At 45.9% G+C, this 23,254-nt stretch carries 19 protein-coding genes; 3 read left to right on the top strand and 16 right to left on the bottom strand.

Annotation, left to right across the window (positions count from 1 at the left end):
- Positions 1–40 precede the first annotated feature (40 nt).
- The 16 genes from dnaE to rpsB form a co-directional block, all read right to left on the bottom strand.
- Positions 41–3,520, bottom strand: coding sequence for a DNA polymerase III subunit alpha (dnaE, locus tag MHO32_RS18520; protein WP_239213355.1), 3,480 nt, complete (start codon positions 3,518–3,520; stop codon positions 41–43).
- Between the two features lie 92 nt (positions 3,521–3,612).
- Complete coding sequence (rnhB, locus tag MHO32_RS18515) at positions 3,613–4,251, bottom strand: ribonuclease HII (RefSeq protein ID WP_005446160.1); 639 nt, start codon at positions 4,249–4,251, stop codon at positions 3,613–3,615.
- Positions 4,252–4,260: 9 nt separating this feature from the next.
- On the bottom strand, positions 4,261–5,400 hold the full coding sequence (gene lpxB, locus MHO32_RS18510; protein ID WP_045488932.1) for a lipid-A-disaccharide synthase: 1,140 nt from the start codon (positions 5,398–5,400) through the stop codon (positions 4,261–4,263).
- 137 nt (positions 5,401–5,537) lie between these two features.
- The gene (gene lpxA / locus MHO32_RS18505) at positions 5,538–6,326 is read right to left on the bottom strand and encodes an acyl-ACP--UDP-N-acetylglucosamine O-acyltransferase (protein WP_005446164.1); all 789 of its coding nucleotides are present in this window, start codon (positions 6,324–6,326) and stop codon (positions 5,538–5,540) included.
- Between the two features lies 1 nt (position 6,327).
- Positions 6,328–6,780 carry a 3-hydroxyacyl-ACP dehydratase FabZ gene (gene fabZ / locus MHO32_RS18500; RefSeq protein ID WP_005430234.1) on the bottom strand — a complete coding sequence of 151 codons (453 nt, stop codon included), beginning with the start codon at positions 6,778–6,780 and terminating at the stop codon, positions 6,328–6,330.
- Between the two features lie 173 nt (positions 6,781–6,953).
- Positions 6,954–7,985 carry a UDP-3-O-(3-hydroxymyristoyl)glucosamine N-acyltransferase gene (gene lpxD, locus MHO32_RS18495; RefSeq protein WP_005446166.1) on the bottom strand — a complete coding sequence of 344 codons (1,032 nt, stop codon included), beginning with the start codon at positions 7,983–7,985 and terminating at the stop codon, positions 6,954–6,956.
- 6 nt (positions 7,986–7,991) lie between these two features.
- A complete protein-coding gene (locus MHO32_RS18490; RefSeq protein WP_005446168.1) occupies positions 7,992–8,501 on the bottom strand; it encodes an OmpH family outer membrane protein in 510 nt (169 codons plus the stop codon).
- A gap of 13 nt (positions 8,502–8,514) precedes the next feature.
- On the bottom strand, positions 8,515–10,929 hold the full coding sequence (gene bamA, locus MHO32_RS18485) for an outer membrane protein assembly factor BamA (protein ID WP_005446169.1): 2,415 nt from the start codon (positions 10,927–10,929) through the stop codon (positions 8,515–8,517).
- Positions 10,930–10,973: 44 nt separating this feature from the next.
- Complete coding sequence (gene rseP / locus MHO32_RS18480; protein ID WP_239213353.1) at positions 10,974–12,332, bottom strand: sigma E protease regulator RseP; 1,359 nt, start codon at positions 12,330–12,332, stop codon at positions 10,974–10,976.
- Positions 12,332–13,537 carry a 1-deoxy-D-xylulose-5-phosphate reductoisomerase gene (ispC, locus tag MHO32_RS18475; protein WP_239213351.1) on the bottom strand — a complete coding sequence of 402 codons (1,206 nt, stop codon included), beginning with the start codon at positions 13,535–13,537 and terminating at the stop codon, positions 12,332–12,334. The genes rseP and ispC overlap by 1 nt, the downstream gene beginning before the upstream one ends.
- A 51-nt stretch (positions 13,538–13,588) precedes the next feature.
- The gene (locus MHO32_RS18470) at positions 13,589–14,431 is read right to left on the bottom strand and encodes a phosphatidate cytidylyltransferase (RefSeq protein ID WP_005446172.1); all 843 of its coding nucleotides are present in this window, start codon (positions 14,429–14,431) and stop codon (positions 13,589–13,591) included.
- Positions 14,432–14,443: 12 nt separating this feature from the next.
- Positions 14,444–15,199: an isoprenyl transferase gene (locus tag MHO32_RS18465; RefSeq protein WP_239213349.1), complete on the bottom strand. Its 756-nt coding sequence runs from the start codon at positions 15,197–15,199 to the stop codon at positions 14,444–14,446.
- 96 nt (positions 15,200–15,295) lie between these two features.
- Positions 15,296–15,853, bottom strand: a complete 558-nt coding sequence (frr, locus tag MHO32_RS18460) for a ribosome recycling factor (protein ID WP_005446175.1) — start codon at positions 15,851–15,853, stop codon at positions 15,296–15,298.
- 95 nt (positions 15,854–15,948) lie between these two features.
- Entirely contained in the window at positions 15,949–16,680 is a 732-nt protein-coding gene (pyrH, locus tag MHO32_RS18455; protein ID WP_005446177.1) for a UMP kinase, read from the bottom strand.
- Between the two features lie 154 nt (positions 16,681–16,834).
- The gene (tsf, locus tag MHO32_RS18450) at positions 16,835–17,680 is read right to left on the bottom strand and encodes a translation elongation factor Ts (protein ID WP_005446179.1); all 846 of its coding nucleotides are present in this window, start codon (positions 17,678–17,680) and stop codon (positions 16,835–16,837) included.
- 131 nt (positions 17,681–17,811) lie between these two features.
- Positions 17,812–18,540, bottom strand: a complete 729-nt coding sequence (gene rpsB, locus MHO32_RS18445; protein ID WP_005446181.1) for a 30S ribosomal protein S2 — start codon at positions 18,538–18,540, stop codon at positions 17,812–17,814.
- Positions 18,541–18,937: 397 nt separating this feature from the next.
- On the opposite strand from rpsB, the gene map reads away from it, so the two are divergent.
- From map to MHO32_RS18430, 3 genes are all read left to right on the top strand, one after another.
- The gene (map, locus tag MHO32_RS18440) at positions 18,938–19,816 is read left to right on the top strand and encodes a type I methionyl aminopeptidase (protein WP_005446183.1); all 879 of its coding nucleotides are present in this window, start codon (positions 18,938–18,940) and stop codon (positions 19,814–19,816) included.
- 99 nt (positions 19,817–19,915) lie between these two features.
- Positions 19,916–22,540, top strand: a complete 2,625-nt coding sequence (glnD, locus tag MHO32_RS18435; protein ID WP_009701987.1) for a bifunctional uridylyltransferase/uridylyl-removing protein GlnD — start codon at positions 19,916–19,918, stop codon at positions 22,538–22,540.
- A 156-nt stretch (positions 22,541–22,696) separates the two neighbouring features.
- Entirely contained in the window at positions 22,697–23,080 is a 384-nt protein-coding gene (locus MHO32_RS18430) for a DUF3461 family protein (protein WP_005436760.1), read from the top strand.
- The last annotated feature ends 174 nt before the right edge of the window (positions 23,081–23,254 follow it).

Here is a 23,254-nt window from a genome sequence, read left to right as displayed (position 1 = left end):
TCCTTTTTGACTCAGCGTCTTACGTATTGCGCTGAATTTTTTAGTTAAATTCGAGTTCTACTTGGCTCTTACCAAGTAACTGTTTTAAATCGTCTAGTAATGTATCACTTGGCGTTACTCGCCATTCGGTGCCCAATGTTAACCGCGCTCTGGCGTCGGCACGCTGGTAGTATACATTGACAGGTACGGTTCCGGCTTTGTGCGGTTCTAAAATACGAGTAAATTGCTCAAAGAATTTATCGTTAATCTGTTTAGCATCAATTGATACTGACAAACCACGTGCATATTTCTCACGCGCAGTACCCAGATCCATAACTTCACGCGCCGACATTTTAAGGCCACCGTTGAAGTCATCAAAGCTGACCTGTCCAGAAACAACCAAAATTTTATCTTTTTCGAGAAGTTCTGCATACCTATCAAGCGCATCCGAGAACAACATCACCTCCATTCGACCACTTCGGTCGTCCAGAGTCATGATACCGATTCGTGTACCGCGCTTGGTTGTCATAACACGAGCTGCAATCACCAAACCCGCGACTGTCACGGATTGATCACGACGAGTTGGGGTTGCGTCTTTTAGTCGACAACTAACGTACTTATTTAGTTCCTTTATGTATGCGTTAACTGGGTGCCCGGTCAAATATAAACCGAGCGTCTCACGTTCACCCTCTAACCATACTTTCTCTGGCCATGCTGGCACCTGAGTATATTTGTGTTCCACCTCTTCCGGAGCATCGGTCAATACACCGAACATATCCGTTTGACCAAATGCTTCCGCTTGGTGGTGTTGGCTTGCCGCTTTCACCGCGTCATTAAGCGATGCCATTAGTGCCGCACGGTGTGGACCCAGTCTATCGAGTGCGCCTGCGTAAATCAGCTTTTCGATGACACGTTTGTTGACCTTTTTCAGGTCGATTCGCGCACAAAAATCAAATAGGTCGATGAAGTGACCGCCTTTGTTGCGCGCTTCCAAGATCGCATCGATTGGACCTTCACCCACACCTTTAATCGCGCCGATGCCATAAACAATCGCGCCATTCTCGTCTACGTTAAAGCGGTACAAGCCGGCATTGATGTCAGGCGGAAGCACGGTGAGCTTCATGCGGAAACATTCGTCAACTAAGCCAACCACTTTCTCAGTGTTATCCATATCGGCAGTCATTACCGCTGCCATGAATTCCGCTGGATAGTGCATCTTCAGCCATAGCGTTTGGTACGAAACCAGTGCGTAGGCTGCCGAGTGAGATTTGTTAAAGCCGTAACCCGCGAACTTCTCTACCAAGTCGAAGATCTTCATCGCCAACTCGCCATCGACGCCGTTGGCAATTGCCCCCTCTTCGAAGGTAGCACGCTGTTTCGCCATCTCTTCCGGTTTTTTCTTACCCATCGCACGACGAAGCATGTCCGCACCACCAAGGGTGTAGCCAGACAGTACCTGTGCGATCTGCATTACCTGTTCTTGATACAGGATGATGCCGTAAGTCGGATCCAGAATCTCTTTAAGCGATTCGTGTTGCCACTTTTCATCAGGATAAGAGATCGCCTCACGACCGTGCTTACGGTCGATAAAGTTATCTACCATGCCCGACTGAAGCGGCCCTGGGCGGAACAGTGCCACCAATGCGATGATGTCTTCAAAACAGTCCGGTTGCAGACGTTTAATCAGCTCTTTCATACCGCGCGATTCAAGCTGGAATACCGCAGTGGTTTCTGAGTTTTGCAGCAAACGGAATGACGCCGCATCATCCAGTGGAATCGATTCGATGCGAACAGGATCTTTGCCTTCACGTTCTAGACGCGGGTTAATCAGACCCAACGCCCAGTCGATGATGGTTAAGGTACGCAGACCCAAGAAGTCAAACTTAACCAGACCAGCGGTTTCAACGTCGTTCTTATCGAACTGAGTAACTGGGAAGTGACCTTCCGAGTCAGCATAAATCGGGGCGAAGTCTGTAATTGTGGTTGGTGAGATTACAACACCACCCGCGTGCTTACCGGCGTTACGTGTACAACCTTCTAGGATGCGACACATATCGATCAGTTCTTTAACTTCTTCGTCAGCATCATACAACTCAGGCAGTGCTGGCTCAGCTTTAAACGCTTTCTCCAGAGTCATACCCGGATCAGGCGGTACCAGTTTGGAGATGCGGTCTACAAAACCAAACGGATGCCCCAGTACACGACCTACGTCGCGAATTACCGCTTTTGCCGCCATGGTACCGAAGGTGATGATCTGTGATACCGCATCACGACCGTACATTTCTGCTACGTGATCAATTACTTGGTCACGTTTATCCATACAGAAGTCGACGTCAAAATCGGGCATGGATACACGTTCTGGGTTCAAGAAACGTTCGAATAGAAGGTCATATTCTAACGGATCAAGATCGGTGATTTTTAATGCGTATGCCACCAAAGAACCAGCACCCGAACCACGACCCGGACCTACCGGAATCGCGTTGTCTTTCGACCACTGAATGAACTCCATTACGATCAAGAAGTAACCTGGGAATCCCATTTGGTTGATTACGTCGAGTTCGATTTGTAGACGATCATCGTATTCAGGACGACGTTGCTTGCGCTCTTCCTCATCTGGGAATAGGAACTCTAGACGCTCTTCCAGACCTTCACGAGACTTCATGACCAAGAAATCAGTCTCTTCCATACCCTCGGTTGGGAAAGCTGGGAGGAAGTATTCGCCAAGACGTACTGTGACGTTACAGCGCTTGGCAATTTCGACACTGTTTTCTAGTGCTTCCGGAATGTCGGCAAACAGCTCGCACATTTCCTCTTCAGTACGCAGGTATTGTTCTGGGCTGTAATTCTTTGGACGGCGCGGATCTTCTAGTGTGTAACCGTCATGGATCGCAACGCGAATTTCATGAGCGTCAAATAAATCTTCGCTGAGAAAGACTACTTCGTTGGTAGCGACTACTGGCAATTGTGTTTTTTCTGCCAATTCGATGGCAAAGTGCAGGTAAGTCTCTTCGTCGGAACGGCCAGTACGAACCAGCTCTAAATAGAAACGGTCTGGGAAATATTCTTGGTAGAACGCTACACAGCTTTCCACCACTTTGCGGTTACCCTTAAGTAACGCTTTACCAATTTCACCATTTTTCGCGCCAGATAATACGATCACACCTTCTGACAGCTCGGCTAACCAAGCTTTATCAATCACAGGTTGGTGTTGTACGTGACCACGAAGGTAGGCTTTAGAGATCAATAAGGTCAGGTTTTTGTAACCTTCGTTATCTGCAGCCAATAGGGTCAGTTGCGTCAGTTCCTCACCAAACTCATCCGATTGCATTTTGAAATCTGCGCCGATGATTGGTTTCACACCACTGCCGTGCGCAGTGCCGTAGTATTTCACCAAACCACATAGGTTAGTGAAATCGGTCAACGCCATTGCTGGCATGCCGAGCTCGGCGACTTTCTTAACGAGCGGTGGAACTTTGTTGATACCATCCACCATCGAGAAATCACTGTGGATTCGAAGGTGAATGAACTTAGGATCTGACATTAACAGGTACCGTAAAACTAAATCTTGTTTGGGATTCTAACCTAAAGCGGGCATGGTTTATAACACCGATATGCCCGTTATACCACTTTGGCTTATTCTTCGATGCCGAGCGCTTTCTTTACTGGTTTGAAGCTCTTACGATGCTCACTGATCACACCGTGTTGTTCAATTGCTTCAAAGTGCGCTTTGGTTGGGTAACCTTTGTGCTTAGCAAAACCAAATTGTGGGTATTGCTTGTCTAACTCTTCCATTTCTTGGTCACGAACGACTTTCGCAATGATAGAAGCAGCACTGATTTCAGCAACACGCAAATCGCCCTTCACGACGGCTTGCGAGTCCATCGGAAGTTGCGGGCAACGGTTGCCGTCGATAAGAGCTAAGTCTGGCTGCACTTCCAAACCAGCGATCGCACGTTGCATAGCAACCATCGTCGCTTGCAGGATGTTTAGCTCGTCAATCTCTTCTGGAGAGCAGCGCCCTACTGACCAAGCCAACGCTTTCTCTTTGATTTCTGGCAGCAGCGCCATGCGTTTTTTCTCGCTCAGTTTTTTAGAATCGTTCAAACCCTCAATTGGGTTATTCGGATCTAAGATCACTGCCGCAGTCACGACATCGCCAACCAAAGGACCGCGTCCTACCTCATCAACACCGGCAACCAATTGATAGCCTTGTGGGTATTCAAACGGTGGTAGTTCAACTTTGGTTTTGGTCGCTTTTGGTTTAACAGCCATGATAAATCTCTATTTTTCAATCAGTTTTAGAACCGCATTTGCGGCTTGTTGGTCCGCATCTTTACGGATCCAGTGGTGCATTTCGGTGAACTTATCCAACATTTCTTGGTTGTCACTTTCTAGCAAGCGAGACACTTCGTTGAATAAATTATCCGGTGTGCAATCCTCTTGCAGATATTCTTTGACCAATTCGGTATCAGCCAAAATATTCGGTAGCGATACGTATTTAGTCTTCAGCAAGCGTTTAGCAAGAAATGCCGTCATAGCGTTCACACGGTAACCCACCACCATCGGACGCTTAAGTAACATGCATTCTAAGGCAACGGTACCGGAAGCCAACATCACCGCGTCTGAAGCCGTAATTACGTTACGCGCTGTATCATCCACCAACTTAAAATCCAATTCTGGAGCGTATTCTTTCCACGCTTGTTCGAATTGCTCACGACGTTTTTGATTTACTAACGCAACGACAAAACCAAGATCTGGGAATTTCTGATGGAGTTTTTTACACGTTTCAATGAAGGGTTGAGAGAGCATTTTCAGCTCACTACCACGACTCCCCGGAAGCACCGCTAGCCATTGCTTATCTTGTTCTAGACCCAATAGCTCGCGAGCAGGCGTTTTGTCTGATTGCAGTGGAATCGCATCTGCGAGAGTATGACCAATGAATTCACAAGGTACATTGAATTTGTCGTAGAACGCTTTTTCAAACGGAAGGAATGCCAGCACTAGATTGGTTGCTGCTTCAATTTTGAAAATACGCTTCTGACGCCAAGCCCAAACTGAAGGGCTCACGTAATGCACGGTTTTTATCCCTGCATTTTTCAAATCCAGTTCAACACGCAAGTTAAAATCTGGTGCATCGATACCAATAAAGACATCTGGCGGGTTATCAGTAAAGTACTTAACAAGCTCAGCTTTGACTTTTAGCAATCTTGGTAAGCGCCCTAGAACTTCTACTAAGCCCATTACAGCAAGCTCTTCCATATCGAAGAGAGACTCACAACCTTGAGCGATCATCTTTGGACCGCCAATACCAACGAACTCCGCGTCAGGGTATTGTTGTTTCACCGCTTTGATAAAGCCTTCACCTAGCGTGTCGCCAGACAGTTCTCCGGCAATGATGCCGATACGTAATGGTCTTTCCATATCTACTTCGCTATTTTTCCTGTGCGCTATGGATAACGGTTTGCACTTTCTCTCACACAAACCGTTATCCATAAAACACAAAAAGACCGCAGCCCTGCTTGGGCGCGATCTTTTCTATTTAACCGCTCACTCGTTGATTAACGAATGATGCCACGTTCCGTCGTTTCCAGAATGTCTGAGAAACGTTTCACTGCTGGCCACTCTTGTGCCATTTCAGCTAGGATTGGTTTTACTTCTTCCAGAGTCTTACCTGAACGGTAGATTTCTTTATACGCTTTCTGTAGTGCACGAATCTCTGGTTTTTCAAAACCATTACGCTTCAAGCCAACCAAGTTCAAACCAAATGGCGTCGCATGGTTACCTTGCGCGAGTACGTAAGCTGGTACGTCTTGAACAACGGCAGAACAGCCGCCAACGTAAGCATAAGCACCAACAGTACAGAACGGATGAATCGCAGAAAGTGCCATAACACCAGCATGATCATCAACCGTTACGTGACCACCAAGGATCGCGTTGTTGCCAATGTGAGTGTGGTTACCTACGATAACATCGTGTGCGATGTGAGCGTTAACACACAGCAGGTTATCATCACCAATCACTGTTGTTGCTTTATCTTGAACCGTACCACGGTGAATTTGAACCGCTTCACGAATCACGTTGCGGTCACCAATAACCACTGTTGTATCTTCGCCACCGTACTTCTTGTCTTGGTTCTCTTCACCAATTACAGCATGTGGGAAAATGCGGTTATCTTTACCAATTTTGGTGTGGCCTTTGATCACTACGTGAGACATCACTTCAGTACCTTCACCAATCTCCACCGTAGAGGTGATGTAAGTGAAAGGACCAACGGTCACGTTAGCGCCAATTTTCGCGCCTTCTTCTACCACCGCTGCTGGGTGGATTTTAGCGGTTTCATGAATCATATTAAAACTCTCGACGAGCACACTTCAGCTCAGCTGAACATACCACTTCGCCGTCAACTTTTGCTACACCGCTAAATGCAGCAATGCCACGGCGCTCTTTCAGAAATTCTACTTCAATAATCATTTGATCGCCTGGTACTACTGGCTTACGGAACTTAGCACCGTCTACACTTGCGAAGTAGTACAGTTCGTTTTCCGTTGGTGCACCAAATGATTTAAATGCAAGTAGGCCTGTCGCCTGAGCCATCGCTTCCAAGATCAATACGCCTGGGAATACTGGTAGCTGTGGAAAGTGACCTGTAAACTGAGGTTCGTTAACCGACACGTTTTTAATTGCGTGAAGGTACTTCTCTTCTTGGAAGTCAATCACACGGTCGATCAATAAGAATGGGTAGCGATGAGGTAGTAGCTCTTGAATTTCAGAGATGTTCATCGTTTTCTTTTCAGTAGTCAAAGTCGTCTTCCTATATCAATTCTCAACAACCAAGATGGCAAGGCAGCGGCAAATGCCACTTATTCAGGAATTGCCTGCAAAGTGTATACCAGCTTGGTGATAAATCTACTTATAGCGCGTCATTATAGAAGAAAAAGACCCGCATTTCGCGAGTCTTTGTTCAGAATGTGGAACTAAGATTCTTCTTTCTGTTCCAGCTGCTTTTCAACAGCTTTTAGGCGTTTGTTCATCTCGTCAATACGGTGAACTCGAGTCGCCGTTTTACGCCACTCTCGGTTGGTTTGCAGCGGAATGCCTGATGAGTACAGACCTTTCTCTTCGATACTCCGCATCACCATGCCCATACCGGTGATAGCTACGCCATCTGCAATCGTGATGTGACCATTAAGAACCGACGCGCCGCCGATCTGACAGTACTTACCAATTTTCGTACTGCCCGCCACAATAGTACCACCTGGCATCACAGTACCATATCCGATCTGCACGTTATGAGCGATTTGAAGTTGGTTATCAAGAACTACGTTGTCTTCGATGATGGTGTCTTCTAGCGCACCACGGTCAATAGTGGTACATGCACCGATCTCGACACGGTTACCGATACGCACAGAACCCAGTTGAGGAATCTTGATCCATTCGCCTTTGTCATTTGCATAACCGAAACCATCAGAGCCAATGACTGTACCAGATTGAACTAGACAATCATCACCCAACGATACTTCATGATAGATCGTCACATTAGCCCAAAGCTTAGTATTGTTACCTAGCTTTGCGTTTTTACCGATAAAGCAACCAGCGCCAACACTTACGTTGTCGCCTAGTTCTACACCCGTTTCAATCACTGCGTTAGCACCGATTGTCACGTTAGTACCCATCTTTACATCCGCTGCGATCACTGCACTTGGTGCAATCTCATCAGCGGGCTTTGGCGTGGTGTCCATCGCTTGAACAACACGAGCGAAAGCAATGTAAGGGTCAGCAACAACCAGAGCGTTACCCGCGCACTGGTCTTTGTGTTCTGGTTTCACCATTACCACAGTTGCTTGGCACTCAGATAGGTGTTTCGCGTATTTTGGGTTAGACAAGAAGGTCACATCGCCTTCTTGTGCTTTATCCATTGGAGCTACGCGGTTTACAACGAGAGACTCGTCACCAAATAGCTCACCCCCGGTAATTGTTGCCAACTCGGCTAATGTCAATTTCTTCATAACTTCTTATTTTAGAGCTTTAATTACGTCTTCAGAGATGTTGTATTCTGGCTTACCGTACTGAAGCGAAGAGATATCGATAACTAGGTCGTAACCTTTTTTCTCTGCTACTTTCTTCACTGCGTCTTGGATAGTTTTGAATAGTTTTGCTTTCTCTTCAGCTTCGCGACGTGCACTTGCTTTCTCAAGCGCTTGTGCTTTCACTTTGTATTCGCTGTCTAGTTTAGCGATATCAATACGCAGTTTTTCGATCTCTTCTTGACCTAGAAGCTCGCCGTCACGCTGCAGTTTTTCAATCTTTGTCTTAGCTTGCGCTTGGATTGATTTCAGCTCATCAGCTTTGCTCTTAAAGTCTTTCTGCATTTTTTGTAGAACCACTTCACGTTGAGGAAGTGCTTGGAAAACTTGAGCAGTGTTGATGTAGCCAATTTTCTGAGCAGCTTCTGCCGCGTTTGCAAACATTGAAGAGCTAAGTACAAGAAGGCCAATGCCTGCCGCTTTGATCATTTTATTCAAAATATTTTCCTCTTTAGAAGGTTCTACCGATAGTGAACGTGAAGAACTCTTCATCGTCGCCATCAAATTTCTTAATTGGTTTCGCTAGTGAGAATACTAGTGGTCCCATTGGAGACATCCATTGCAACGCCGCACCATAAGATGAACGGTAGTTGGTTGGATCTGAGTAATCGTAGTAGTAACGGTCGCCGTATTCAGCACCAGAACTGCGGTAATCGAATTCCGTATCCCAAACACTTGCCATATCAAAGAAGATACTGGTACGAATTTGGTTACGAACTTCATCCGAAGCAAATGGGGTTGGTACGATCAACTCGATACTTGCAAGCGCTACCGCGTTACCACCAACAGAATCATCTGTTGCGGTGTCAGCACCGTTGTTTGAGCCTGAGTAATCACGGTAAACCGCTTTCGGACCTACTGAGTTAGAGCCGAAACCACGTAGTGTTGTAAAACCACCTGCGTAGTAGTTTTCGTAGAATGGGAACAAGTTATCGTTGCCATCCGTTTGACCATAACCGTTACCATAACCTAGACGACCACGGAACAAGAGCGTGAACTCATGCTTCTTGGTTAATGGCACGTATTGACGAACATCATACTGCATCTTGAAGTATTGAACGTCAGAGCCAGGTACGGTCATCTTGTAGAATGCACGTTGGTGGTTACCTGCTGTCGGGAAGTAACCGCGGTTCAGGTTGTTACGTGTCCACGAGATGTTGAAGTCAAAGTCATTAGTATTCAATGCGCCGCTAGAATCAATGTTGTCAGCTTGCGCTTGTAGGAACTGTTCTACCTGTAGGTAAGGTGACAAGTTACCGATCTTGTTGTGGGTGTAACCAACACCGAACTCAAAGCGGTTCAGTTCGTCAAATGGGAAGCCCCATGTCAAACTTGCACCATAGCTTTGGTTGGTATAGTCAACGATACCCGCTTCAGATGCTTCGAACTCATCGTAGAAGATCTTACCACCCAAACTTACACCATCTAGGTTCCAGTATGGGTCACGGTAGTCTAAGCTCACGTTTTTCTGGTAGTCGTTCATCATCGCGTTAATACCAACGCGGTTACCACTACCAATAAAGTTGTCTTGTTGTAGACCAACTTGGAAGCTCACACCTGATTCAGTACCGTAACCGACACCGAAGTTTACGCTGCCTGAGTTAGCCTCTTTTACGGTATAAACAAGATCAACTTGGTCATCGCTGCCAGGTACACGGACCGTTTGAACCTCTACATTTTCGAAATATCCAAGACGGTTTAGACGCGTTTTACCCGTTTCGATAGATTTCGAGTTTAGCCAGCTGCCTTCCATCTGACGCATTTCACGACGCAATACTTCATCTTTCGTCGAGTTGTTACCCGTAAAGCGAATATCTCGTACATAAATACGGTTGCCTGGGTCAACGTTCACAATCAAAGAAACTTGCTTGTTCTCGTCATCAAACTCAGGGATGGTATTGACTTGTGGGTAAGCGTAACCAGATTCACCAAGTACGCGCTTAATGCCTTCTTCCATCGAAGTCACACGAGAACCATTGTATGTCTCGTTATCTTCAAATGGCACAAGCTTTTCGAATTCCGCCTCTTCACCAATCAGGTTGCCACGGAATTTTACGTCCTTAACGGTGTAAACGTCGCCTTCTTCAAGACCAAGTGTAATGTATACGCCTTTTTTGTCGGGAGAAATCGCCACTTGTGTCGAATCAACGTTAAATTTCAGGTAACCACGGTCTAGGTAGTAAGACTTCAGAGCTTCGATATCACCAGCAAGCACTTGCTTTTGGTATTTTTCGTCCGCTAGGAAGTTCCACCATGGCACATCAACATTTAGGTTGAAACGAGAAAGAAGTTCTTCGTCAGAAAAGACCTCATTGCCGATAAAGTTGATTTGTTGAATTTTCGCCGAAACACCTTCGGTGAAGACGAATTTCAAGTCAGAACGGTTACGAGGCAATGGAGTAACAACCGCTTTTACCGTTGCGTTGTATTTACCAACACTGTAGTAAAAGTCTTCCAAACCTTTTTCGATGTTGCTTAGCGTTGTACGGTCAAGCGCTTCACCTTCACGAACACCAGAAGCATTCAGGTTTTCTTGTAGCTGCTCGTCCTTGATTGCTTTGTTACCCGAGAATGAGATGCTCGCAATAGTTGGACGTTCTTTCACTTGAACAACCAGAACATCACCATCACGCAGTACTTTTACATCTTCGAAGTTACCCGATGCGTACAATGCACGAATGATCTCTGCAACATCGCCTTGGTCAACGGTGTCACCGACACGTACAGGCATTTTCAGCAACGCGGCACCTAGTGCGACGCGCTGCAATCCATCGATTTCAATATCTTTAACTACAAAGTTCTCTGCTCCATTTGCAGATACACTGGTCGCCAGTAAACTTGCAAACAGAATTCGCTTAATCGCCATACTTGTTCTAATTATTCCTTGCTACTACTTTTGTCTCTGAACTATCACAGACGAGTAAAATCATTAAATAGCGCTAACGCCATGAGCGAGAAGATAATCGCACCACCAATTCGATACCCCATTTCCTGTACTTTCTCAGGAACTGGGCGTCGGATGACCGCTTCAATTGCGAAAAATAGCAGATGACCACCATCCAACATTGGTAAAGGAACGAGGTTAATAATACCTAGGTTAACACTAATTAGTGCCAGAAAACCTAAAAAGTAAACCAGACCGTAGTCTGCTGTCGCCCCTGCTCCTTTGGCAATCGAGATTGGTCCACTCAAATTGTTCAGACCAACATCACCTACAATCAGTTTCTTAAGCATACTGATTGTAAGTCCAATAACTTGACCAGTTTTGTCAATCGCTTTGCCAATAGACTCGAATACACCAAACTGTAATTCGAAGCGATAACTTTCTGGCCATTCTGCGACTTCAGGTGCGATACCCGCAAAGCCAACGACTTGTTTGTTAGCTAGCTCACGACTACCCGGTGTCAGTGTGAATGATTGCTCCTCACCTTGACGCAACACCGTCAGTTCCATTGGCGTATCTGGGTTAGAACGAATGGCTTCTACCACTTCATCCCATTTAGAAATCTTATTTCCATTAATCGCAATGATCTTATCGCCAGCTAGTAGACCTGCTTTCTCTGCAGCACCACCTTCGCTTACTTGCGCTAACTCCGTAAAAATCTCTGGAGTATATGGCTTGAAGCCCAACGATTGCATCGCTGATTGTGTTTCTGGATCAAACTTCCAATCATGGATATCAAGTGTCTTCGTGACTTCTGAACCCACTTCGTTTGCAGAAGAGAGTGTCACTGTCATCGAATCATCACCAATATGAGAAACTAATCCCATGTTGACTGATTCCCAGTCCGGAGTTTTGATGCCTGAGATAGATTTTAGTTCCATCCCTGATTCAATTCCTGCTTCTGCAATGATTGAATTGGGCGTAACTTCACCAATTACGGGTTTAACCGCTGGAATACCGATCAGGAAAACCAGCCAGTAAGCCACAATGGCAAAAAGGAAGTTAAAAATAGGACCTGCCGCCACGATGGACGTGCGTTTCCACAAAGGCTTTTGGTCGAAAGCTAAGTGCTTTTCATGCTCTGGGACTTCATCAACACGGCTATCCACCATTTTGACGTAGCCACCCAGAGGGATCATAGAGATGCTGTATTCTGTTCCATCTTTGCCTACCTTGCTCCAGATAGACTTGCCAAAACCGATGGAAAACTTTTCAACTTTTACACCACAACGACGCGCGACCCAAAAGTGACCATACTCGTGCACGGCAACTAAAATGCCCAATGCAACGATAAAAGAAACCAAATTCCACAAGATACCAGTCATTAGCTACGCTCGCGTAAAAAGTCTAAGGCGATAGTTCGTGACATTCTATCTAGCTCTATCAAGCTTTCCAAGCTATTCACATTCTCAGTTGTATGGCTTGCAGTGATTTTGTTCAAAACTGATTCATTGATGCGAGCGATATCTGTGAAACCAAGGCGGTTATTTAAGAAGGCATCAACAGCAACTTCGTTCGCTGCATTCAATGCCGTTGTTGCATGTTGCCCTTCGTAACAAGCATCAATCGCTAGCTTTAAACAAGGGTAACGAGCAAAATCAGGCTGAAGGAAAGTTAATTCTCCAACTTGAGTAAAATCGAGTGGTTTCACACCAGCATCCACACGCGATGGGTAAGACATTGTCAATGCGATTGGTGTTGCCATGTCAGGCTCCCCCATTTGCGCTAACACAGAGCCATCACGATATTGCACCATAGAATGAATAACCGACTGAGGGTGAATGATCACTTTCAACTGCTCACGAGCGGCATTAAATAACCACTTCGCTTCAATGTATTCGAGACCTTTGTTCATCATGGTTGCAGAATCAACCGAGATTTTTGGTCCCATTGACCAGTTCGGATGAGCAATAGCTTGCGCTGGGGTTACGTTTTCTAACTCTGCAATATCGGTATAGCGGAATGGACCGCCTGATCCGGTAAGAAGAATCGAAGAAATACCATGCTCTTCAAGATTGCAACGACCCAAGTTGGTTTGAACTTGTTGCGGAAGACATTGGAAAATAGCGTTGTGTTCACTGTCGACGGGAAGCAGCTCTGCACCATGTTCTGCAACCGCATCAATAAACAGTTGACCTGACATCACTAGCGCTTCTTTGTTCGCTAACAGCACTCGCTTGCCCGCTTTTACCGCTGCCATCGTTGGTAACAGGCCTGCGGCACCGACGATTGCTGCCATTACGCTATCCACTTCCTCTAACGCAGACACATGGCAAAGCGCATCAATACCACCTAACACTTCTGTGCTTGGAGAAACTAAAGCTAGCTCACTTTGTAGAGCCACAGCCGCCGCTTTATCCGCCATTACCGCGTACTTAGGTTGCCATTTACGACAAAGTGCGACCATCTTTTCAACGTTCGTGCTTGCCGCTAATGCGACGATAGAAAACAGCTCAGGGTTTTGTTCAACCACTTTTAGTGTGCTTGCACCAATTGAGCCTGTTGCACCAAGAATCGTTAACTTTTGCATGATGTAAGACCGTTAGAAAAATTCAGGAGCGACGATGCCGCTCCCGATAAATTAGAATACGTAGTAAAGAAGAGCAAATACTGGGAATGCAGCAGTTAGGCTGTCGATACGGTCAAGAATGCCACCGTGTCCCGGAATGATGTTGCTGCTGTCCTTGATACCTGAAACACGTTTGAACATGCTTTCGACTAAGTCACCAAGAACAGATATCACAACAGTAATCAGAGTAATCATCACCATATGAAGTGGGCTGGTGAATTGGATATCGAACCAACCTGCGAATAACCATCCGACAACTAGTGCTGCGATGATGCCGCCAACCAAACCTTCAATTGTCTTATTTGGGCTCACATGAGGCGCCATTTTGCGTTTACCCATGCTTTTACCAGCAAAGTAAGCGCCGCTGTCTGCAGCCCATACCAAGAAGCAAACGTACAGCACAAGTTTTGCGCCGTGGTATGGATCTACTGAAATATCAGAAGCTCTAAGAATGATCACACTCCAAAGAAAAGGGATCAATGTTAGAAAACCGAATACATGACGAAGGGCTTTGCTACCTTGCCATAAATTGGTGGTTTTAGGGTAAGTGATTGCCATCCCACTTGCGATAATCCACCATACAAAGCCAAGCGATAATACTGCGTAGTGTGGCATTGCTAGTTGATTTAAGCTGGTTGCGTCTGGCGAAATGAATAGAAAACTTAGTCCGGTTACAACGGCTGCCGGAACAAGCGCAGCAATACGTGAATTGCTTTCTGTAAACTGGGTCCACTCCCAAAAGCCTAATAGCGTTACCGCAGTCAAAGCGATAATGAAGCCAATTAGGGGTAATTTAAAAATACCTAAAATAACCAGGGGAGCTAAAATTAGTGCTGTTATTATTCTCTGTTTCAAACTAACTAGTCCTTATTGAGCAGCCATTAATGCCTTTACTTGTTCACCAGTACAACCAAAACGACGCTCTCGGTTAATAAACCAAGTCACAGCCTCTACTAAGCTGTCTTCGTCAAACTCTGGCCAGTACTCGGGAGTAAAGTACATTTCTGCATACGCCATTTGCCACAGCATAAAGTTACTGATGCGGCACTCACCACTCGTACGAATCAATAGATCCACTTCAGGTAAGTCTGACATCGTCAAATGCTGGGAAATTAACTGCTCGTTGATATCCTCTACACGGATCTCACCGTTGCGAGCTTTGAGCGCCAACGTTTTTGCCGCCTCTGTGATGTCCCATTTACCGCCATAGTTAGCAGCAATGTTGATCACCATCCCCGTGTTGTTCGCCGTCAGTGCTTCTGCTTCGACAATTTTACCTTGTAAGCGCTCGTTAAAACGGCTGGTATCGCCAATAACGCGCAAGCGTAAATTGTTTTTATGCAGCTTTTTTACTTCGCTCGATAAAACAGAAATGAACAGCTCCATCAGTAGCCCCACCTCTTCTTCAGGTCGACGCCAATTTTCGCTGCTAAAAGCGAATAAGGTCATGGCTTTAATGCCGAGTTTAGAAGCGGCTGCAACGGTCTTACGAACGGCACTAACGCCTTTTTTATGACCGAATACGCGAGGTTTTCCTTTGGACTTAGCCCAACGACCATTACCGTCCATGATGATGGCAATATGCTTAGGGAGGGAATCAGAGAAGGCTTGAGAATTTTGCATAGGGAGTTAATTGAGTTCCATCAGTTGGATAGACTAACACAAAAAAACGCTGCACTGTGAGCACAGCGTTTTCCAACAGTGATGTGGGTGGGAGTATTAAACTTCCATCAACTCTTTTTCTTTTGCAGCAAGAACTTCGTCGATCTTCTTAACTGCAACGTCTGTCAGTTTTTGGATCTCGTCTTGTGCTTTGCGATCTTCGTCTTCAGAGATTTCTTTATCTTTTAGAAGACCTTTTAGGTCGCTGTTTGCGTCACGACGGATGTTACGAACTGCAACACGTGCGCCTTCAGCTTCACCACGAACGATCTTAACTAGGTCTTTACGACGCTCTTCTGTTAGCGGTGGAAGTGGAACACGGATGATTGTGCCAGCAGACATTGGGTTTAGACCAAGATCTGACATCATGATTGCTTTCTCAACTTTTTGAGTAAGCTCTTTGTCGAAAACTGTGATTGCTAGAGTACGAGCGTCTTCAGCAACAACGTTTGCTACTTGGTTAAGAGGAGTAGCAGCACCGTAGTACTCTACAGAGATACCAGATAGTAGGCTTGGGTGCGCGCGGCCAGTACGAACTTTAGAAAGGTTGTTCTTTAGCGCTTCAACGCTTTTGTCCATGCGCTCTTGCGCGTCTTTATTGATTTCGTTAATCACGGTTTCACCTTAAAAATGTCATCTTTCCTGAAGAAAGCCTAAAAGGGTTGAGCAAAGCGAAACACCATCCAACCTAGCGTGGATGGCGTTTAGGATTATGCGTCAGCGTTGATCAGCGTGCCTTCAGCTTCACCCATAACCACGCGACGTAGTGCGCCTGGCTTGTTCATGTTAAATACACGGATTGGCATTTTGTGGTCACGAGCTAGAGTGAACGCTGCCAAGTCCATTACTTTCAGCTCTTTATCCAGAACTTCTGCGTAAGATAGCTTATCATACAGCTCTGCGTCTGGGTTTGCTACTGGGTCTGCAGTAAATACGCCATCAACTTTCGTTGCTTTTAGAACTACGTCAGCTTCAATTTCGATACCACGTAGACACGCCGCTGAATCTGTTGTGAAGAATGGGTTACCAGTACCTGCAGAGAAGATTACCACTCGGCCTTGACGAAGTTCGCGGATAGCGTCTGCCCAATTGTAGTCGTCACACACACCTTTTAGAGGAATTGCAGACATTACACGAGCGTTTACGTATGCACGGTGAAGTGCGTCACGCATTGCCAAACCGTTCATTACCGTTGCAAGCATACCCATGTGGTCGCCTACTACGCGGTTCATACCAGCTTCCGCAAGACCAGCGCCACGGAACAGGTTACCACCACCGATTACCACACCAACTTGAACACCCAGTTCAACCAGCTCTTTAACCTCTTGAGCCATACGGTCAAGAACCGCTGGGTCAATACCGAAACCTTCTTCGCCTTGAAGAGCTTCACCACTCAGTTTTAATAGAATACGTTGATATGCTGGTTTAGGGTTCGTAGTCATGGAGTTTACCTTCCAAAAGAGAGTTGTCGATTAACAGTCATGAATAGACACAAGTTTGCTGATGACTATTCATCACGGCTAATTTTTTGCCGCTCTTTTCGTAAAAAGACCGCAGCCAAGGCCACGGTCTAATCTTTGCACAAATCTCTAAGGATTAACCTTTTTGAGCTAGTGCTACTTCTTCAGCGAAGCTCATTTCAGCCGCTTTCTCGATACCTTCACCTACTTCTAGACGAACGAAAGTCGATACTGATGCACCTTTCTCTTTTAGCATTTCGCCAACAGATTTCTTAGGTTCCATGATGAAAGCTTGACCAGTTAGAGAGATTTCGCCAGTGAATTTCTTCATGCGGCCGATAACCATCTTCTCAGCGATCTCTTGTGGCTTGCCTTCGTTCATAGCGATTTCAACTTGAACTTCTTTCTCTTTAGCAACTACGTCAGCTGGAACGTCTTCTGGGTTAACGAACTCTGGCTTAGAAGCAGCAACGTGCATTGCAACGTGCTTAAGAGTTTCTGCGTCGCCTTCACCAGCAACAACAACACCGATTTTCTCACCGTGACGGTAAGAAGCGATAGCAGTACCTTCTACGTATGCAACGCGACGGATGTTGATGTTTTCGCCGATTTTAGCAACTAGAGCTACGCGCTCTTCTTCGAACTTAGCAACTAGCTCTTCAGCAGTAGCTTTAGTCGCTAGAGCGTCAAGTGCTACTTTGTCTGCGAATGCAGTGAAGTTACCGTCTTTAGCAACGAAGTCAGTTTGGCAGTTAACTTCAAGAAGAACAGCAACGCCGTTTTCTTCTTTGATGATGATTGCGCCTTCAGCTGCAACGTTACCAGCTTTTTTAGCTGCTTTCGCTGCGCCTGATTTACGCATGTTTTCAATTGCTAGTTCGATGTCAGCGTTTGCTTCTACAAGCGCTTTCTTACATTCCATCATGCCAGCGCCAGTGCGCTCGCGAAGTTCTTTAACTAGAGCAGCAGTTACAGTTGCCATTCTCTATTCCTCGTTTGATTCGAAATAAGGTAAAAAACAGGGGCCTACATTGTCGGCCCCCATTGCTAACTATAACTCAGTCTATGCTACAACAAGGTTTCACATAGACTAAGTGTGACACAGAGCCGCTATTATTCAGCTTCTACGAAACCGTCTTTTTCAGCAACTGCTGCAACGTCTTTGTTGCGACCTTCAGTTACTGCAGATGCAGCAGCGTTTAGGTATAGTTGAACTGCGCGGATCGCGTCGTCGTTACCTGGGATGATGTAGTCAACGCCGTCTGGGTTAGAGTTAGTATCTACCACAGCGTATACTGGAATACCTAGGTTGTTAGCTTCTTTAATTGCAATGTGCTCGTGATCAGCGTCGATTACGAATAGAGCGTCTGGTAGACCGCCCATATCTTTGATACCACCAAGAGATTTCTCTAGCTTCTCCATTTCACGAGTGCGCATTAGAGCTTCTTTCTTAGTTAGCTTGTCGAAAGTACCGTCTTGAGACTGTGCTTCGAAATCTTTTAGACGCTTGATAGACTGACGAACTGTTTTGTAGTTCGTTAGCATGCCGCCCAACCAACGGTTGTTTACGTAGTATTGGTTGCTTGCGATTGCAGCTTCTTTAACAGCTTCAGATGCAGCGCGCTTAGTACCTACGAAAAGAACTTTACCTTTTTTCTCGCCAATTTTAGCAAGCTCAGCTAGAGCTTCATTGAACATTGGTACAGTTTTTTCTAGGTTGATGATGTGAACGCGGTTACGAGCACCAAAGATGAATGGCTTCATTTTTGGGTTCCAGTAACGAGTTTGGTGACCGAAGTGAACACCAGCTTTCAGCATATCGCGCATTGATACAGTTGCCATTTTAAAATCCTCTATGGGGTTAGGCCTCCACATCCCCCATAATTCCGACCAAGCTTCTGCTCAGCACCCCGGAACATGTGACGGAATGTGTGTGATTTAAAGATAAAAAGTTAATCGGAAGAAGCCTGCTTCGCCACTTCTCTAACGAAAAGTAAAGAGAACAGTCCTCGATTCCGGCGCGCTTTATACCATATTTTAGCCCAACATGGCTAGTAAAAATTGTTTCTTACCATTCTAATTTACCTATCACAGTCTCCCCTACTCTCTCTTTAATTACATAACTAAACTACAAGTAAGAATGACTCATATTCTTAACTGGCTTGGGTTAGCCACTCGATATCTGATAGAATGCGCGCATTCGCACGTTTGCGTGCTTACGAATAAGTAGAGAAAGCCAATGTCAATCAAGATTAAAACTGCTGAAGAAATCGAACGCATGCGCATTGCGGGCAAGCTAGCCGCAGAAGTTCTAGAAATGATCGAACCGCACATCAAAGCAGGTGTGACAACAGAAGAGCTAAACCAAATCTGTCACGATTACGCTTTAGAGAGAGGCGCTTACTCTGCACCGCTTGATTACCATGGATTCCCTAAATCAATCTGTACGTCGATCAACCACATCGTTTGTCACGGAATACCGGCAACCCAAGATGAAAAGGGTGCTAACGGTCAAATGAAACCTGCGGTCCTAAAAGACGGTGACATCATCAACGTTGATATCACAGTGATTGTTCCAAACGATGAAAACGCAGACCTAAGCGTTCGTCCACAAGGCTACCACGGTGATACGTCTAAGATGTTCCTAGTTGGTGATGTTTCACCAGCAAACAAGCGTCTATGTATGGTTGCACAAGAGTCACTTTACATCGGTATGCGTCAAGTTAAGCCTGGTGCAACTGTTGGTGACATCGGTACTGCAATCGAGAAGTACATTAAAGAAAACAACAAGAACAACCCACGTAACAAGTTCTCTATTGTTAAGGACTTCTGTGGTCACGGCATCGGTGATGAGTTCCACGAAGAGCCACAAGTGGTTCACTACAAGAACAAAGACCGCCGTGTACTAAAAGAAGGCATGTGCTTTACGATTGAACCAATGATCAACGCGGGTAAATTTGGCTGTACTGTTGACGCGCAAGACGATTGGACAGTTTACACCGGCGACGGTAAAAACTCAGCGCAGTGGGAACACACTATCGTGGTAACTAAAGAAGGTTGTGAAGTGCTTACACTTCGTAGCGACGATACCATTCCACGAATGATGAAAAACGTTTAATCGCCCATCACTTTCCCTATCCCCGCTCATGCGGGGATATTTTTTATCTGCTTCAAATTTGTTAGATTGCTAATAGTTTAGCTTGCACGGATAGCAAATATGACCCTTCAGTCTCCTCTTACGTTTACCGATGAACAAATCAATATCGGAGAACTTAAGCAAGAACTTGAAAAATTCAGTTCATACCAAAAAGAAGAATTTCTACAGCACCACCCTGTGACCAACCTTGTTTTGTCACGAGCCGAGTACATGGACTTACTCCTCAATCGTTTGTGGCAACACTTTGGTTTTAAAGATATCCATAATATTTCTCTGGTCGCGGTAGGTGGTTATGGTCGTGGTGAATTGCACCCCCTTTCCGACATCGACATTTTGATTCTGTCGAACAACAAACTGCCTAATGCACTGGAAGCCAAAATCAGTGAGTTCATTACGCTACTGTGGGATTTACGCCTTGAAGTAGGTCATGCGGTTCGTACTGTCGAGGAGTGTGCTGAAATTGGGCGTTCAGATTTAACTGTCGCCACCAATTTACAAGAAGCTCGTTTGCTCTGTGGCAGTGAAGACACCTTCCAAGCGCTGAAGAAAGTGGTGCTATCTGATTCTTTCTGGCCAAGCGAGACCTTTTATCGAGCCAAAATTCAAGAACAGCGCGAACGCCATGCTCGGTACCATGACACGACCTACAATCTTGAACCAGACATCAAATCCACACCAGGTGGTCTACGTGACATTCATACATTAAGTTGGGTGGCACGCCGTCACTTCGGCGCGACTTCATTGTTGGAGATGAGCCGCTACGGATTCTTAACAGATGCCGAATACCGTGAGTTGGTTGAATGTCAGGATTTCCTGTGGCGCGTGCGTTTTGCGCTGCATATTGAACTACGACGTTACGACAACCGTTTGACCTTTGCCCACCAAGCGCAGGTCGCGGAGCACCTTGGCTATGTGGGTGAAGGTAATCGCGGCGTCGAAATGATGATGAAAGAGTTCTACCGTACCCTTCGACGTGTGGCAGAGCTCAATAAGATGCTACTCAAGCTGTTCGATCAAGCCATCATCAATGGTGGTGCAACAGAAGATGCAGAAATCATTGATGAAGACTTCCAACGTCGTGGCGCCTTAATTGAGGCACGTAAGCCCGCTTTGTTCCAAGCTCGCCCAGAGACGATTCTGGATATGTTTCTGCATATTGCCAATGATTCAAGCATCGAAGGGGTTAGCCCACCAACATTGCGTCAGTTGCGTACTGCGCGTCGTCGATTGAATAAATTCTTACACACCATGCCAGAAGCGCGTGAAAAGTTTATGGCATTGTGTCGCCACCCGAACGCCCTACATAAAGCGTTCAGTCTGATGCACAAGCTTGGTGTCCTCGCGGCATACCTTCCACAATGGAGCCAAATTGTCGGTCAGATGCAGTTCGACCTATTCCATGTGTATACCGTAGATGAGCACAGTATTCGCCTGCTCAAACACATTAATACCTTCAGCTACGCAGAGAACCACAGTAAGCATCCGATTTGCTGTGAGGTTTACCCTCGCATTCAAAAGAAAGAGCTGCTTATCCTAGCCGCGATTTTCCATGATATTGGCAAAGGCAGAGGTGGTGACCATTCGGTGATAGGCGAAGGTGAAGCGTACGACTTCTGTATTGAACACGGTTTGTCTAAACCAGAGGCGAAATTAGTAAGCTGGCTGGTAAGGCATCACCTATTAATGTCGGTGACTGCACAACGCCGTGATATTTACGATCCAGATGTGATCACAGAATTCGCCAAGCAAGTACGTGATGAAGAGTACCTTGAGTATCTTGTTTGTCTAACGGTAGCCGATATCTGCGCAACTAACCCAGAGCTTTGGAATAGTTGGAAACGCACCTTGCTCGCGGAATTGTTCTATTCCACCCAACGTGCACTGCGTCGCGGCTTAGAAAATCCCGTCGATGTGCGTGAACGTATTCGCCATAATCAACAAATGGCGTCTGCCCTACTACGTAAAGAGGGCTTCTCGGCACGAGAAATTGAGGTGCTGTGGCAGCGCTTTAAAGCTGATTACTTCTTGCGTCACACCCATAAGCAAATTGCGTGGCATTGCGAGAATTTGCTGCGTATGGAAGACCCAGCAAAGCCACTGGTACTTATCAGTAAAAAAGCGACACGAGGTGGTACCGAAGTATTCGTTTACAGCCCTGACCAGCCCGCGTTGTTTGCTACCGTTGTTGCTGAGTTAGACCGTCGTAACTTCAACGTGCACGACGCACAAATCATGACCAGTAAAGATGGCTATGTACTCGATACTTTTATGGTACTTGACCAACATGGCAAAGCGATTGAAGAAGGTCGCCACGGAGCCGTTACTAAGCACATTACTCATGTATTGGAAGATGGTCGCCCAACCAAGATCAAAACACGTCGCACACCGAATAAACTTCAGCATTTTAATGTAAAAACCAAAGTCGACTTCCTGCCAACCAAGAGTAAGAAACGCACTTTGATGGAGTTTGTCGCTCTAGATACTCCGGGGCTTCTGGCCAAAGTTGGTCGTACATTTGCTGACTTGGGAATTAACCTCCACGCTGCGAAAATTACCACCATTGGTGAACGAGCAGAAGACTTGTTCATTCTAACCAGTGAAGCGGGGGGTAGGCTAAGCGAGGAACAGCAAGCAGAGCTGCGTGAGAAGTTGATTGAGAACTTGTCTGAGCCAGTCTCAGCTTAAGAGAAACCTTCCTTTCATCAATAACTAACGTGGGCAAGAACGATAGCGATCTTGCCCACAAGTTGAGCAATTTGGCTAAATATCAGCTATCTAGCTCATTAATGGGCTGCTACAGTTATACGGAAACTAATTCTAGTTATTAGATAGAGGTAGCCTATGTATCCACACCTCACTGGTTTGGGCATCCATGACCCGAAACAGATTGAACGTTACTCCCTGCGACAAGAAGCACACAAAGACGTCCTAAAGATCTACTTTCACAAACAGAAAGGCGAGTTCTTCGCGAAAAGTGTTAAGTTCAAATACCCGCGCCAAGTTAAAAATGTACTGGTCGACAGTGGCAGTCACAAGTACAAAGAGGTCACGGAGATCAACCGCAACCTGACGCTTGTGATCGATGAGCTGAACAAGATAACCAAGCCTGTGAAAGTGGCTGAAGTGGATGTGAAAGAGAAGATACTTTCTGATCTTCGTCATCTAGAAAAGGTGGTTTCAAGCAAGATCGCCGAGATCGAAGCGGATCTGGAAAAACTCAAGTAGCCCGCTCAATTCCTCAAGAATAAAAAAGGGGGTGATACATATACCCAAGTGACTTCAAGATGCAGGATTCAGAGTGTTGTCATTGATTCGAGAGCAAGGAAAACAATGCAGTGTAATAGCCAGCTCTTTCCAAGTTGTTTGACGCAGCAATCGGGTCAATGACACGCTCCCAAA

It is taken from the genome of Vibrio sp. MMH1-50 (assembly GCF_022347645.1).
Classification (GTDB): domain Bacteria; phylum Pseudomonadota; class Gammaproteobacteria; order Enterobacterales; family Vibrionaceae; genus Vibrio; species Vibrio harveyi.
The sequence above is the reverse complement of the archived record's forward strand: the minus strand, read 5'-3'. Positions and strand labels throughout refer to the sequence as shown.

What these genes read in the sequence shown, in the direction of transcription:
- dnaE (WP_239213355.1), bottom strand. Translation starts at nt 3,520, where the DNA reads ATGTCAGATCCTAAGTTCATTCACCTTCGAATCCACAGTGATTTCTCG.
- rnhB (WP_005446160.1), bottom strand. Translation starts at nt 4,251, where the DNA reads ATGGCTGTTAAACCAAAAGCGACCAAAACCAAAGTTGAACTACCACCG.
- lpxB (WP_045488932.1), bottom strand. Translation starts at nt 5,400, where the DNA reads ATGGAAAGACCATTACGTATCGGCATCATTGCCGGAGAACTGTCTGGC.
- lpxA (WP_005446164.1), bottom strand. Translation starts at nt 6,326, where the DNA reads ATGATTCATGAAACCGCTAAAATCCACCCAGCAGCGGTGGTAGAAGAA.
- lpxD (WP_005446166.1), bottom strand. Translation starts at nt 7,985, where the DNA reads ATGAAGAAATTGACATTAGCCGAGTTGGCAACAATTACCGGGGGTGAG.
- bamA (WP_005446169.1), bottom strand. Translation starts at nt 10,929, where the DNA reads ATGGCGATTAAGCGAATTCTGTTTGCAAGTTTACTGGCGACCAGTGTA.
- rseP (WP_239213353.1), bottom strand. Translation starts at nt 12,332, where the DNA reads ATGACTGGTATCTTGTGGAATTTGGTTTCTTTTATCGTTGCATTGGGC.
- ispC (WP_239213351.1), bottom strand. Translation starts at nt 13,537, where the DNA reads ATGCAAAAGTTAACGATTCTTGGTGCAACAGGCTCAATTGGTGCAAGC.
- MHO32_RS18465 (WP_239213349.1), bottom strand. Translation starts at nt 15,199, where the DNA reads ATGCAAAATTCTCAAGCCTTCTCTGATTCCCTCCCTAAGCATATTGCC.
- pyrH (WP_005446177.1), bottom strand. Translation starts at nt 16,680, where the DNA reads ATGACTACGAACCCTAAACCAGCATATCAACGTATTCTATTAAAACTG.
- tsf (WP_005446179.1), bottom strand. Translation starts at nt 17,680, where the DNA reads ATGGCAACTGTAACTGCTGCTCTAGTTAAAGAACTTCGCGAGCGCACT.
- rpsB (WP_005446181.1), bottom strand. Translation starts at nt 18,540, where the DNA reads ATGGCAACTGTATCAATGCGCGATATGCTGAAAGCTGGTGTTCACTTC.
- map (WP_005446183.1), top strand. Translation starts at nt 18,938, where the DNA reads ATGTCAATCAAGATTAAAACTGCTGAAGAAATCGAACGCATGCGCATT.
- glnD (WP_009701987.1), top strand. Translation starts at nt 19,916, where the DNA reads ATGACCCTTCAGTCTCCTCTTACGTTTACCGATGAACAAATCAATATC.
- MHO32_RS18430 (WP_005436760.1), top strand. Translation starts at nt 22,697, where the DNA reads ATGTATCCACACCTCACTGGTTTGGGCATCCATGACCCGAAACAGATT.